At 68.6% G+C, this 13,510-nt stretch carries 12 protein-coding genes; 7 read left to right on the forward strand and 5 right to left on the reverse strand.

Annotation, left to right across the window (positions count from 1 at the left end; genetic code table 11):
- Positions 1 to 65 precede the first annotated feature (65 nt).
- Positions 66 to 422, forward strand: coding sequence for a hypothetical protein (locus HRU76_08110; GenBank protein ID QOJ17546.1), 357 nt, complete (start codon positions 66 to 68; stop codon positions 420 to 422).
- Positions 423 to 437: 15 nt separating this feature from the next.
- Here the strand turns inward: HRU76_08110 and HRU76_08115 are convergent, their stop codons facing one another.
- Positions 438 to 2,237, reverse strand: a complete 1,800-nt coding sequence (locus tag HRU76_08115; protein ID QOJ17547.1) for an iron ABC transporter permease — start codon at positions 2,235 to 2,237, stop codon at positions 438 to 440.
- Between the two features lie 173 nt (positions 2,238 to 2,410).
- Between HRU76_08115 and HRU76_08120 the strand changes: the two genes are divergently transcribed.
- Positions 2,411 to 3,151, forward strand: coding sequence for a hypothetical protein (locus HRU76_08120; protein QOJ17548.1), 741 nt, complete (start codon positions 2,411 to 2,413; stop codon positions 3,149 to 3,151).
- An 18-nt stretch (positions 3,152 to 3,169) separates the two neighbouring features.
- Here HRU76_08120 and HRU76_08125 read toward each other — a convergent pair whose 3' ends face one another.
- A complete protein-coding gene (locus HRU76_08125; protein ID QOJ17549.1) occupies positions 3,170 to 3,751 on the reverse strand; it encodes a hypothetical protein in 582 nt (193 codons plus the stop codon).
- 140 nt (positions 3,752 to 3,891) lie between these two features.
- On the opposite strand from HRU76_08125, the gene pyrE reads away from it, so the two are divergent.
- Entirely contained in the window at positions 3,892 to 4,416 is a 525-nt protein-coding gene (pyrE, locus tag HRU76_08130) for an orotate phosphoribosyltransferase (protein ID QOJ19140.1), read from the forward strand.
- Here the strand turns inward: pyrE and HRU76_08135 are convergent.
- Positions 4,385 to 5,338 carry a hypothetical protein gene (locus HRU76_08135; protein ID QOJ17550.1) on the reverse strand — a complete coding sequence of 318 codons (954 nt, stop codon included), beginning with the start codon at positions 5,336 to 5,338 and terminating at the stop codon, positions 4,385 to 4,387. The genes pyrE and HRU76_08135 overlap by 32 nt on opposite strands.
- Positions 5,339 to 5,388: 50 nt before the next feature.
- Positions 5,389 to 7,818: a hypothetical protein gene (locus HRU76_08140; GenBank protein QOJ17551.1), complete on the reverse strand. Its 2,430-nt coding sequence runs from the start codon at positions 7,816 to 7,818 to the stop codon at positions 5,389 to 5,391.
- Between the two features lie 248 nt (positions 7,819 to 8,066).
- Here HRU76_08140 and HRU76_08145 point away from each other — a divergent pair, with 248 nt between their 5' ends.
- A complete protein-coding gene (locus HRU76_08145) occupies positions 8,067 to 9,143 on the forward strand; it encodes a hypothetical protein (GenBank protein ID QOJ17552.1) in 1,077 nt (358 codons plus the stop codon).
- Between the two features lie 52 nt (positions 9,144 to 9,195).
- On the opposite strand, the gene HRU76_08150 is transcribed toward HRU76_08145, so the two are convergent.
- Entirely contained in the window at positions 9,196 to 9,483 is a 288-nt protein-coding gene (locus HRU76_08150) for a hypothetical protein (protein ID QOJ17553.1), read from the reverse strand.
- Between the two features lie 159 nt (positions 9,484 to 9,642).
- Here HRU76_08150 and HRU76_08155 point away from each other — a divergent pair, with 159 nt between their 5' ends.
- The 3 genes from HRU76_08155 (at position 9,643) to HRU76_08165 (ending at position 13,491) form a co-directional block, all read left to right on the forward strand.
- Positions 9,643 to 9,846: a hypothetical protein gene (locus tag HRU76_08155; GenBank protein QOJ17554.1), complete on the forward strand. Its 204-nt coding sequence runs from the start codon at positions 9,643 to 9,645 to the stop codon at positions 9,844 to 9,846.
- A gap of 58 nt (positions 9,847 to 9,904) precedes the next feature.
- On the forward strand, positions 9,905 to 10,606 hold the full coding sequence (locus tag HRU76_08160; GenBank protein ID QOJ17555.1) for a hypothetical protein: 702 nt from the start codon (positions 9,905 to 9,907) through the stop codon (positions 10,604 to 10,606).
- 164 nt (positions 10,607 to 10,770) lie between these two features.
- Positions 10,771 to 13,491 (forward strand): hypothetical protein, encoded by a 2,721-nt coding sequence (locus tag HRU76_08165; protein QOJ17556.1) that lies wholly within the window; start codon positions 10,771 to 10,773, stop codon positions 13,489 to 13,491.
- Positions 13,492 to 13,510: the final 19 nt, after the last annotated feature.

Consider the following 13,510-nt stretch of genomic DNA (forward strand, 5'->3'; position numbering starts at 1 on the left):
AGATTCCCGCGAACCCGCGCCGATGACCGCTGGCGTCGCCAATGATCGGAGATAGACTCGCACCGATGGACATTCGCGGCCCCATCCCGTTCCACGTCGCCAGGGCGTACGGCGTGCAGCCGGCGCTCAATGCGACCAAGATTGGCGCGGTCCGACCGATGGGCGGCGTCGCGGCGCCGGTTGGCCCGAGCGGCGTGCGCCAGGTGGACGCGACGGGCGACCTCAGCCGCGTGGAAGGGGTCACGCGCTCCCGCGGGCTGGATCACCTCGTGGGAGGCACGGTGAACCGGCCGATCGCCTTTGATGGAGCCGCCACGACTCAGCCCAGCGCGGGATCGCTGCCCATGTATACGCGAGCCGCGGACAAGATCGAGGCCGCCGTCGCCGTCAACCTGGGCCGCATGCTTGACGTGCAGGGTTGACGCTCCACGTTCCGGCTACGCCCGGAACACCGCGCCCATCCGCCGGCCCATGAGCATCGCCGCCCCCACCAGCGTCACCGTCAGCAGCGCCATGCCCCACACACCCATGGCGCTGGCGATGTGTTCGCCGTCGCCGAGTCGATGCACGAGAACGTAGATCGCTTTCGTGATGGGAAAATGCTGTTCGCGCTGGGCGAGGATGAGCGAGTCGGAAACCTCGAGCATGGCGAAGCTGAAGGCCAGCAGCGCGCCCGCCACCAGATTGGCGGCGATGAGCGGCAGCGTGATCGCCCGCAGCGTGCGGAACCGCCCCGCGCCGAGGTTGAGCGAGGCCTCTTCCAGTTCGCGGGGCGTCTGCTCCAGCCCAGCCGCCGCGCTGCGCACGACGTAGGGCAGCCGCCGCACCGCGTAGGCGATGATGAGCAGCGGGACGGGATTGGGATCGGCCCCGAGCACATCCGCCCAGCCGGACAGCGGGGCGTGGTTGAGCCAGTCGAACCACGACTGGGGCAGGACGGGGTCGAGCAGCGAGGCCATCCACCGCGGCATCGACCCGGCGCAGGGCCAGCGCAGCGTCAGCGCCACGTAGCCGAAGGCCATCACCAGTCCCGGCACCGCCAGCGGCAGCATGGCCAGCGCATCCAGCACCGAACGACCCCACGCGCGCGTGCGCACCAGCAGGTGGGCGATGGCCAGTCCCAGCACGATGTCCACGAGCACCGCCGCCGAGGCCAGCAGCAGCGAGTTGCGGATTGAGCCGATGGCCAGCGGATGCCCCAGGGCGTTCTCATAGTGGCGGAACGTGATCGACTGGGGAACGACGGAGCGATACCACGTGCCGCTCTCGGCAATACTGGCGAGGATGACGCCGGCGTGGGGCAGTGCGGCGAGAAGGATCACGCCCGCGAAGGCGGCGCCGGCGAGCAGCCCTTTCATGCCCCGCAGGCGGGGCAGCACCGCGTGGCGCGACGCCTTGCCGGACATCGCCTCGCCGCGGCGTCCGAAGCAGAGACGCCCGCCCGCGTAGAGCAGCACCGCGCTGGCGAGCATGACCACGGTGAGGGCGTAGGGCTCGGCCTTGGCGTTCATCTCGCGGATGCCGTTGAAGATCTGCACCGGCGTGACGTGGTGGTACTCGAACATCAGCGGCGTGCCGAGCTCGGTGAATGACCAGATGAAGACGATCGTCGCGCCCGCGAACAGCCCCGGGCGCATCATGGGAAGCACGATGGTGCGAAAGCGCCGCCACGCCGAGGCCCCGAGGTTCTCCGCGGCCTCCTCCAGCGACGGGTCGATGTTGGCCAGGGCGGCGGCGGCGTTGAGGTACAGGATCGGGTAGAGGTGCAGGGCCTCGAGAATCACCACCGCCCAGAACCCGCCCCGCCCGATGAAGTCGATGCCGGTGTCGATCAGCCCGGCATGCATCAGCAGGGTGTTCACCGCGCCGTTGCGACCCAGCAGGTGATGCAGTCCGATCGCGCCGACGAAGGGTGGCAGGATAAGCGGCGCCAGGATCAGCGCGCCGAACAGCGCCTTGCCGCGGAAGTCGTATCGCGCCGTGAGCATCGCCAGCGGCACGCCGATCAGCAGGCACAGCGCCGTGGTGCAGGCGGCGATCGCCAGCGAGTTGAGCAGCCCCCACAGCAGGCGCGGCGTGGTGAAGACCGACTTCAGGTGAAAGAGCGTGAACGACTCGCCGTCAATCGAGCGAAACCCGCCTTCGACGGTGAGCCAGATGGGATAGAGGAGAAAGACGCCGAGCAGCGTGACGAGCGTGAGGGAGAGCGCATGGCTTGACCAGCGTGTCCGCCGCATGGGCCTCATCGTAGGTGACCGGGCGGGCCGCGCGACGCGGAGCGTCACGCCACCCCGTGCGGTGCGTCGCGACCATCGTTCTCGGACTCGACCAGAAGGAATCTCTTTGCCCGCCTTGCGCAGGCCGCACGGTCGTCGGCTGGGCTCTCAACCCCGGCTCAAGATGGGCCGAAGTGGTCAACATGACCGGCGGGCTGTCGGACATCCTGAAATGGCTGACCGGGGCCGAGGTTCGCGCCGACCGGGTGCGAGAACTGCTCCAGGTGGCATGCCGCGCCCGAGCGACCATTGACCTGCTCGAGGCCGACGCGATCCTCCCGCGACTCCTGTCCGCCACGGTGGTGCGCGTCGGTCGGAACGACCTGCTGGTCAGCCAGCCGGTCGGCATGGCGGGGCGCGTGAAACTGCTTCCCAACTCGCTGCTTCGGTTTGTCGTGGAGATCGAGGGGCGTCGCTGGCTGGGCACGTCGCGATTGCTTGGTCGGGACAGCGCCGTGACCGAAGGGGGCGGCGCGATCTTCGGCTATCGACTCGCCTTGCCCAGTCGGCTCACGTGCGTGTGGCACCAGGGGGCCGGTCACGCCGTGGAGCAACTGGTCTGCGTCTCGGCCCATCTTCGCCTGCTCGCGGACCGACCCGTGGCGGTCATCGGCTGCGTCGAGGAACTCAGCCCCGGGGGCATGCTGCTGCACACGCGCACACCGGCCGACCAGGCGTGGGTCGGCCGGCATGGAACGATTTCGGCCCGGCTGCCCGACCCCGCCGGCGCCATCGAGGCGCCCGTCACCGTGCGCTGCGCCGAGCCGGCCGACGCCTCGGGGCGCAGCGGGCTGATCGGCGTCAGCTTCGATCGCGCCATGCCCGAGATCGAGGCGCTGCTCAGCCGGATGTCCCCGCGCGTGCGCGCCGGGTGAACGACGAACTCCGCGCGGTCACACCGGCAGGGTCACCGACGAAGCCGGCCACAGCAGCCCAAACACCACGCCCGTGAGCAGCCCGTAGGCGACGCCGTCGATCAGGTCGTTGATGAAGGCCCGCCTGGATTGACCGTACCAGATCGAGTGTCCGAAGAATCCGAAGCAGTGGCCCATCACCCCGGCGGTGGCGGTGAAGCGAAAGACCGCGAGAAAGTCCTCGCCCCTGTGAAGAGCCACCGACGCCAGGTAGGCCACGAACAGCGTGATCAGCAGATAGGTGGCGAACGTCAGCGCCAGGTTGCGCCCCATGCTCACATTGCCCGGCCAGATGGTCATGGTCCCCATCGGTCCCGCCTCGAGCTTCTTCTTCATCTCGGGGTTCTGCATCTCCTTGTAGTCGCAGCAGTGCGGGAACATGTACTGTCCCGCGGGCGCCTTGGCGGCGCGCATCATGTCCAGAAAGGCGTCCTCGTTGGGCAGCTTGCTCCAGTCGCCCTTGTGGTGCTTGAGCACCATGTGCGCCGCGAAGCTGGCGAAGAACACCACCACGGCCGCCGCGAGAATCGGCAGCCACAGGTCCAGCAGAACAACGTCCATGATCGGCTCCTTGTTGTATGCCCCAGCCGATGAACATTGTCGATTCGCAGGCCGATTTCCGTCAACCTGAAAAGCAACGATCGCATGGCATATTTTCGTTCGCCGAGGTGTACGATGAGGCCATGACCATTTCTGGCGTGATCGATCATTCCGATCTGGCCCGGCGCATCGCCGAGGTCGCCCTGCTGCGGGGCGAGTTCACCCTGCGCTCGGGACGCAAGTCGTCCTTCTACCTCGACAAGTACCTCTTCTCGACGCAGCCGGACATCCTGTCGCGGCTGGGGGCCATGTTCGCCCAGCGCATTCCGCCGGGCACGACGCGGCTGGCCGGGGCGGAGCTGGGCGGCATCCCGCTGGTGACCGCGGCGTCGCTGGCTTCAGGCCTGCCCTGCGTCTTCATCCGCAACCAGAAGAAGGATTACGGCACCGCCAAGCAGCTGGAGGGCGTGCTCGGCCCGAACGACCGCGTGATGATCGTCGAGGACGTGGCCACCACCGGCGGGCAGGTGCTCGAGGCGGCCGGGGTGATCGCGGCGACCGGAGCGACCATCGTGAAGATCGTCGCCACCATCGACCGGCTGGAAGGCGCCCGGGAGAACATCGAACAGGCGGGCTACGCCTTCGATGCACTCTTCACGACGCGCGATCTCGGGGTGACGGCGTAGTTTCGGTCGCCCGCCGCGCCCGTCGCAGCACCGGGGCCAGGCCGACCAGTCCCGCGGCGCCGAAGACCATCGTCATGAGCACCTCGATCGCGCGATGCACGAGATCGGCCAGCATCGCCTCGGGGGAGGCGACGCCCACCACCATGAGCGGGGCGACATAGCCCACCGCCCACTCGCGCAGCCCCAGCCCGTTGGAAAGCAGCGGCACCATCGAGGCCACGGTGCTGACGCACGCCAGGGCAAGCGCGGTGTCGAAGTCGATCTCCCGTCCGATCAGTCCGAAGGCCAGCACGTAGCGCGCGCTCCAGACGAGCACGTCAATGAGCCGCAGCACCATGGCCAGGCACGCGCTCCGTGAAGTGCGGGACGCCCCGCCCAGCGCCACCAGCAGCAGAAAGAGCGACAGGGGAACCGCCGCGCTCAGGCCCGTCCATCGCGCCAGCCCGATCGAGGTCAGCATCATGGCGGCGGCGGCGATGCTCAGCGTCATCGCCGCCACCACCGCGAAGGCGGTGTGACGCACGGGGATCTGATTGACCAGCCGGTGGTACGCGGCGCGTCCGAGCAGGCCGGGGCGCAGGGGCAGGTAGTTGATCAGCGTGGCCGAGGCGATCAGCCCCTGCATCTCGATCAATCCGACGCGCCCGAATCGGCGCATCAGGATGGTGAAGATCAGCCCCGTCACGACAAGATTCAGCAGCACGCCCGCCGCCAGCCCGGCCAGCACCAGGGGAGAGGGAGATCGAAGCGCGCTCAGCCCGCGCGACAGCGCGTCGGGGTCGCGTGTCAGGTGGAAAATCGCTCCCGCGACGAGCCCGACGCCGATGAGGACGCCCGCCGCGTGTGTGAGTCGGCGGGTCCGATCCCGCCTTCGGGCGCCGTCGATCGCCGCCTCGTCGGGTTGGCTGGCGGTGTCGCTCATGCCTCGGCTCGTGGCGGATGCTCCCTCGGCGACGGGTCGCCGCGGACGGCTCACTGGGGCGTCGTCGAGGCCCCGCCGCGCGTGATGGCCTCATGCACCTCGATCAGTTTCAGCATCTTCTCGGCGAAGTTGCGCTGGCGCGGGCGCTCGCTGCGGAGGGCGGCTTCGAGCATGGGGTCATCCCGCTTGGTGACGTTGGTCAGCAGATACACGATGCGCACCAGGTCGTGATCGATCCCTTTGGCCGCCTGTCGCACCGGCTCGAGCCGGGCGCCGGCGGGCAGCACGCCGATCAGCCACGCCTGCGACACCGCGTCGAGCTTGGCGAACGACCTGGCCAGTTCCTCGACGATGCGATCCGCCCGTGCGACCACGTGTTCATTCTGCCGCGTGCCGCCGAAGGTCACGCTCTCCGCCAGCAGCGACATGAGCACGAGATCGTCCGGCGTATCCGGCTCGGCGATGGAGGCCAGGGCGTCGTCCAGCCACTCGGGGGTGACGCGAACGCCCTCGACGCGCAGCGGAGCCGGTCGGGCGGTGGCGCCCAGCACGCCCGGGGCGATGGCATTGTTGTCCACCAGCACGTAGTTCAGCGTGCCCCGCAGTTCCACGCCGCTGCCCTGGATCGCCACCGCGCCGATGATGTCGCCCAGCGATGTCTGGCTCAGGTCCACGATGAAGGACAGCGCCTCGCGCGGCTCCAGCCGAAGACGCCGCGTGATCTCCACCACCACCGGGGGAGGCGGGGTGGACATGGTCACTCCCGCCACGTACAGGCGCGGCTCGATGACCAGCGTGGGACGGATCGGCGCGTTCGAGCCGATTCCCAGCGAGAACGGCGCGGTGTTGGTGATCGTCACGCGAACGCGGATCGGCTCGTGCGGCTGAATCACCGCGCTGAGCGGCTCAACGCGAAGCGACACCAGACGACCCGGTTCGGTGGGAAGCCGGTCGATCACGCCGGGAATCGTCGAGGCCAGTCGCTCGAGGGCCGAGGCCAGATCGCTGGGCGCGACCTGCGAACCCATGAGCGACGCCAGTTGATGTCTCGCCCACACGCCCAGCACGCTGCCCGGCGTGCGGCTGACCACGAAGGCGAACTGGCGCATCGCGCCCAGCGCGTCCTCGCCGTGCCGCAGCGCCAGCCCCAGCCCGGCGGCGGCGGCGGGGTCGGATTCCGCCAGGGGCGTCAGTCGCTCGGCGGCGGCGGAAACGTCGCCTCGACGCAGGGCGATCCACCCGTCGAATCGTCCTCTGGCGGCGTCGGTCAGCGGCTCGAGCGCCTCGGCCTGCCGCAGCATCGCCTCGGCGCCGTCGGCATCCTGCCCCAGCCAGACCATGAGCCAGGCCAGTTCGAGCGCGGCCTCGGCGCGCAACGCGGCGGGTGGCGGCTCCGCCGCCCGGGCCATCGTCTCGTACTGCTCGCGCAGCAGTTTCAGCCGCTCGGCGTCGGGCGGCTCGCCGGCGGCGTCGCGCATGGCCATCTGCACCGTGGACAGCAGCAGTGAGAGGGGCGTGGTGATGGCGCCGCGCTCCTCGATGGTCATGCCGGGGCGCTGCTCGGACGCCTGCATCCGGGCCATCGCGTTCATCTCCAGCTGACGCGTGCGGATGGTCGAGCGGGCGCCCACGTCATCGCCCGAGGCCCACTGCGCCAGGGCCAGGTCGGCCATCAGGTCATCAGGCGCGAAGCGTCTCGCGGTGCGGTACGTTTCGATCACGAGCCGGTGCAGCCGCGCCGCACCTCGATACGCGCCGTGCTCCAGCAGGTGACGCGCCAGCGCCCCCTGCGACACGATGTCCGTCGGGTCGGCCATGAGCAGATTGACCAGCAGTTCGCCCTGGGCGAACGGGTCGTTGATCTGCATGCGGAAGTACCCCGCCGCGGTGGCGGCGGCGGCCTTGTTGGACGGATCCAGGGCGACCGCCCGGCTGAGTCGTTCGGCGAACCCGACGGGGTCGTCCATCCGCTGACGCAGGATCGCCGCGTCGAACGCCAGCCGACTGGCGACCGGGGGGCCGAGCGAACCGGTGTTGGCCGGATCGAGGAGTCGGTCGTACGCGGCGGATAGTTGCTCGGCGGTCTGGTAGCGATCCAGCACGTCGTTGATCCGTTCCAGCCGCAACACGTCGTCCGCTGGGTCGGCGGCGACCATGGCTTCGACATGGGCCCGTCTGGCGCGATCGTCGTCCGATAACCGGGCAAGCGACAGGGCATTGCGGCGGAGTTCCGCGTCCAGCGGGTCGAGTTCGAGGGCGAGGTCATACAGATGACGAGCCACGTCAATGGCGGCGGACGTCAGGGGATCGACCGTCACCGCCCGGTTGGCGCGTCGCGCGAGCATCGCCGCAAGTGCTTCATCGGGCTGGAATTGGGCTGATGCAACGGGCGTGATCGCGCTCGACAGCGCCAGGATCAGCAGCATGGTGGACAGGCCGACAGCGCGGCGTGAGATCGTGAACGTGGGAATCTGGGTCATTCGGAGATCCTCACCCGGCCTCAGGGGGCGGGGTCTTGCGAATATCGACCGTTCACGAAGGGCCGATCCAGTCCGGGCGGGTGATACGATATCAGGAGTACGGACGTTCAAGGCAATCCGGGGATGAACCATCCTCGCCCGGTCAGCCGCGGGTGATTGACAGGCGTCGATGGACTTGATACGGTCCCACCTTGCGCGGGCGATGGTGGTCACCGTTGGGTTCTGATCGCGTTCGGAGCAAATGAACCATGCAGATTCGTGATGTCGGGCTCCGGGTGGGAATGCTGCTGGCGCTGCTGGCGACGGTGCCGGTCTGGAGCCAGGGGCCGGTTCTTTCGCGCGAGATCATCGCCACGCGGGAAGTGACTCCCGCTCAGCGCGCGGAGATCGCCGGGTTCGTCGCTCACTGGGTGCAGGAGCTTGGCTCCGACTCCACGATGCCGGACGCTTTCACACGCATCACCAACGCCAATCGGGCGCTGGGCAGCAATATCTTCCGCTCGCCGGAGGTGTCGGTGCCCTTTCGCCTGGCGTACAGCGAGGCGCTGACGCCGCATCTGACCCGGCTCATCGGTGGGAGCGACGTGGCCGCCGCGGTGCGCGCCATGAACATCGCCGCCCGTCTCGGGACCGACGCCGCGCTCAACCTGCTGATCAACGAGATTTCGTCCGCTGACCCGACTCGGCGCAACGCCGCGGCGCGCAGCGCCCGGCTGGCGGTGCAGGACTTTCAGGTCGGCTCCGCCCGCAGCATCGTGACGCCCGCGGCGATCTCCACGCTGGCCCGCAAGGTGGAGCAGTCAGCGCTGGAGGAGGCCAACGCCTTCGCCCTGCAGCGTCAGGTGGAGGTTCTGGACGCGATTTTCAACGCCGCCGTGGCCCGTCCGGATGCGCTCACGGGCATGGACACCGCGATTCAGGACGCCCGCATCCGAGTGCTGGCGGCCCAGGCGGCCCGCATCTCGCCTCACGAGGCCGACACGCTCACGATGATGGTGGCGACGCTGCGGGCCCATTACCAGGCCTCGCCAGCGCGCCAGGCGACGGACGGACCGAAACTGGCCACCGCCGTGAACACCATGCTGGCGACCTGCCTGCGCGACTGGGACGAGGTGCGCCGCGATTCCGCCGCGCTCTCCTCGTTCCAGCGCCTGGTGGAGGATTCGGAGAACTTCCTGATCTTCATCGATTCGACGCTTCGCAGCAGCAGCAGCACGCCCAAGACGCAGCTCAAGCAGTCGTGGCAGAGCAACGACAAGCAGCGATTCAAGACCGATCACGAGCAGTGGAGCTCGATCCTGCAGCGCGAACCCTACCGTCGATGAGTGCGGTTCGGCCGGTCGTCCGGGACACGCGAAGCAGCGGAGCCGTGTCGGCTCAATAATCCGAGTAGCGCCGACGGTACTCGCGCTCCTTGGCCTTGTCCGATTCGTTGCCGATGATGTATCCGCCCAGCGCCCCGCCCGCGGCGCCGATGGCGGCGCCTTCGCCGCCGTGACCGGATTGATGCCCGATGACCGCACCCGCCGCGGCACCCAGCCCGGCGCCGATCAACGCCCCCGTCTGGGCGTCGTTCTGGCACCCGGAAGTGCCAATCACCACGCAGGTTGCGGCGAGCAGCGAGGCGGTGGAAACAATCGTCTGTCGGGTGACGTGGCGCGGCATGGGGGGTATCCTCCGTGCGTTCGGCTCGGCCTGGCCATGGTTCCGGATGACGCGGCCTCACCTTTCTGGACAGGGAAACACCTCATGGTATTCCCCACGGACGGATTCGACTGCCAGCGGGGGCGCCCTCGACGCGACCCCGATTCGCCGGGAGCTCACATGGTCCGGTATCACGGCCACTGGCTGTCGCTGGCGCTTCGTTCGCACCGGGTGTTCCCGAGGATCCCGCTGCGAAAGGTGTCCGAGGGCGGCTTCGCGGCCCTGCTGGCCAGCCCTGATGGTCGAAGAACCGCCGACACCTGGTGGTCGGCGGCGCTGCAGACAAGCGGGCTGTCGGTCGATGAACTCGAGTCGCCGCAGTAGTGGGGAACGGACAGCCATCACCCGGTCGTCGAGAACCGCCATCCAGGTACGCCCTTCCATGCCCATCCGCACCGCCGTCGCCACGCATTTTCTCTGGCGCAAGATCATCGAGGCCGTCATCTGCGCCGTGCTGGCGGTGTGGGGGTGGTACGACCTCAACTACACGCTGCCCAACCGGCGGCTCTACGCGGAGGAGCACGCCAAGCGTGTGGCGGCGTCCGACGCCCTGCAGGAGAAGGCCAACCAGCCCGGCGGCCTGACGCCGGAGGAAAAGGACCTCTACGAGCAGCTCACCAACTGGATCAAGGATGCGTCGGTGCCCAAGGTGGTGCGGGCCTACGACGAGCCGGTGCAGTGGGTGTTCATCTCCTGCATCCTGTGGGTGCCGTGGTGCTTCTGGCGCATTCACGTGCTGCGCCGCCGCGTGTACGAACTGAACGAGCAGGGCGATCTGTCGCTGCCCGGCGGGCGCGTGTGGAAACGCGACGACATCAAGTCCATCGACATGTCGATCTGGATGGACAAATCCATCGCCACGGTGGAGCACGTGGACGGTTCGCGCGAAAAACTCGACGCCTACCTGCACAAGCGCCTGGAGCTCATCATCGGGCACATCGCCCATCGCTTTGAGCCGGACAGGTGGCAGCCGGACGGGCGCAAGGCGACGCCGAAGGACGAGCCGGGCGAAGCCGCGGCGCCGGATGGTGCGTCCGACGACTCATCGGACGCCGATTCGACTGGCGTCACGCGATCCGGGTGAGCACGTAAACTCCAGCCGCGGATGATCTTGCTGTTGTCGCGTCCCGGTGATCGGCGCGGCGGCGGTTCGGCTGTATCCTGATTCATGGAAGGAAAGCGGCCTTGCGCTGCTCTTTCATCGACCGGGCTGCGCGCCGCGGGAGGCGCTGAATCAGGGGCGAGATCATGATCCGAGGACGCATCATCGGCGCGGCCATGCGAACAGCAGCGGCCGCACTCTTCGTCTGGTGTGTTTCAATCGACGCGATGGCGCAGCAGGCCGGCCTGGCCGACTACGCGCAGGCGCTGCGTCAGTTGACCACGGGCGAATACGAACAGGCCTCCGCCTCGTTCGAACGCGCCCTGAAGGCGGATGACGAGATCGCTGATCGTCACGTGGGTCGGGCCATCGCCCTGCTGCTGAATCGTCAGGGTCAGGCGGCCAAGCCGCATCTGGATCGGGCGCTTCGGCTGCAGGCGCGTCATCCGGCGGCGCGTGTGTGGCATTACTTCTACGACTGGGCGTACGCGCCGCGCGGGCGGAGCATTCCCGAAGTACCGCACGACGCGCCCGAGCCATACGCGCACGATCTCATCAACGCCACCACCGAGTACTGGGGCGCCCGGGAGCGCAATCAGCCCGACGGCATGGCCGCGGCCTGGAAGAAGGTGGAGCAGTGCGCCGCCGCCTGGGCGTGGCGGCAACTGGCCGCGCCCGAGCTGGTGCAGGCGCAGTTCGACGACATCAAGGGCATGTACGAGCGCAAGGAGTATGCGTCGTGCCTGGCGATTACCGAGCGCCTGCTGGAGACCAACCCCGCCGACGCGCGTCTGTGGAGCATTGCCGGCGGGTGCCGCCTGGCGCTGAAGGACTACCACGGAGCCCGGCTGGATTACACGCGGGGTCTGTCGGTCAGTCCGGTCTCGGCGGCCATGCTGCTGGGTCGCTCCATCGCCGCCGCCAACACCGGCGGGCTTCGCACCGCGCGCGAGGATGCGGCCCTGGCGGCCCGGATCAATCCTGACCTGGCGGCGCGGTACAAGGCGGAACTGGACGGCGCGATGGCTCAGGCGACCGGGCGGGTCTCGACGGCCCCCGGAGCCGAGGTGCTGGCGAAACTCACCACCGACGCGGCGTCGAAGCCGATGGACGCCCTGTTGCCGATCGCCGATGGGCTGGTACGTGCCGACGCGGCGGAGCGGCTGGTCGCGGCCGAGGCCCGCACGCGCGAAATGGGGCGGCTGCAATGGGAGTTCGATCGCGATCCCCGGAACGTCGAGAAGGCGGTGGCGCTGGCGGCGTTCTGCATCCGACCCACAGTCGAGACGCCGGCGAAGGCAGGGGGCAAGGCCGGAATGGCGCGGGTTCGGGTGGGCGAGCCGGACCTGGACCGGGCGCGAACCGCCCTGGACGCGGCGGGGCAACTGGATCGCACTCATTACGGTGCGCTCACGCAGCAGGCGCTGTGGATGCGGGCCAAGGGCGCGAAGGATCGGATGATTCAGACGGTGGCCTACGCCTTTGAACAGGGCGCGCTCAACTACGACCTGGCCATGATGCACCTGGATTACTACCAGGAGCAGGCGGCCTCGCTGGAGGGAGAGGCCGCTGCGCTGCGCTCCCCGCGGGTTCACTACGAGAACCGATCCGACGGCCGCTACCAGGTGACGACCTACCCCAGCCAGGCGGACCTGGCCCGTGCCGCGCAACTGGAGGCACAGGCCAGGGAGCATCGCCGCGTCAGCATGCAGCCCCTGCAGCGGCTGGCCGCGGCGCATCCCGACACCGCGATCGGCAAACTGGCTCAGGCGGAAGTGGAGCGGATGATCGGCGAGTACGACCGGATGCTGGCCACCGCCGAGGCGGCGCTGGCGATTGACCCGTGGCACCTGGAGTCGCGGGAGTTCATCATCGAACACGCGCCCCGGGTCGGGCTGAACGACATTGCGCTGAAGCATCTGGACATCATGGAGAACCTCTATGGCCCATCGGCGCGCGTCACCATCGGTCCCGCGCCGACGCTGATGAACGAGACGCGATACACCAGCGCCGTCAAACTGCTGGAGCAGGGTCAGCAGGTGGAGCCGTCCTCGGGGCGGGCGGCGGCGCTGCGCGCGATCGCGTTGACGCTGGCGGATCGGAAGGACGAGGCGGAGACGGTGTTCCGCGTCGCCTCCGCCATCGAGCGAGCGCGGCTCGCCATGCTCGCGCCGCACGAATCCACGCCGCTCCAGGCGGACGCGGCCGCTCTGGCGATGGCGATTCAGTCGGCGTGGTCCGCGATGCTGCAGGGGACCGACGCGCCCGGCGCGTGGTCGCAACTGGAATCGCTGCTGGCGATCGCCTCGCGCGTGCCTCGCTCGCAGTGGGACCGTGAACTCCCGGCCACCAACGTTCCCACCGTGTACGCGCACAGCGACGATCGACGCCGCGTCGGCATGACCACGCGGGAACTGGTCATCGCCGCCCAGATGAACGGCGCCAAGCTGCTGGCGGCGCAGGATCGCCTTGAGGATGCGGCCCGCCTGCTGGTGGCGTGCCGGGCGGACCATGAGTCCTCGGGCCGGATGCCGCCTGTTGACGCGGCGGCGTATCCCATCATTCGCAAGATGGGCGAGGAGCGGGCCGCCAGGGTCTTCCCGCCCATCATGATGGAGGGGTACCGCATGATGAGCCGCATGGGCGGGAATCTCAACAATTCATCGCGCGGCACCGAGACGCTTGGCAAGGAAGGCGATCGTCTGCAATGGCTGCGCGCCCGCCTGGTGGAGATCGATACCGATCTCGAATTGCTCAGACAGTCGCAGACCATGACCGCCATGCGCAAGCGCGAGGAGCTCATGAACGAACGACGCGAAGTGGAGGCGGAGATCGCGGAGCTTACGCGGCGTCGGCGGGGCGGATGAGCCGAGAAGTCGGATGGTG

Source organism: Phycisphaeraceae bacterium (genome assembly GCA_015709595.1).
Taxonomy (GTDB): Bacteria; Planctomycetota; Phycisphaerae; order Phycisphaerales; family SM1A02; genus CAADGA01.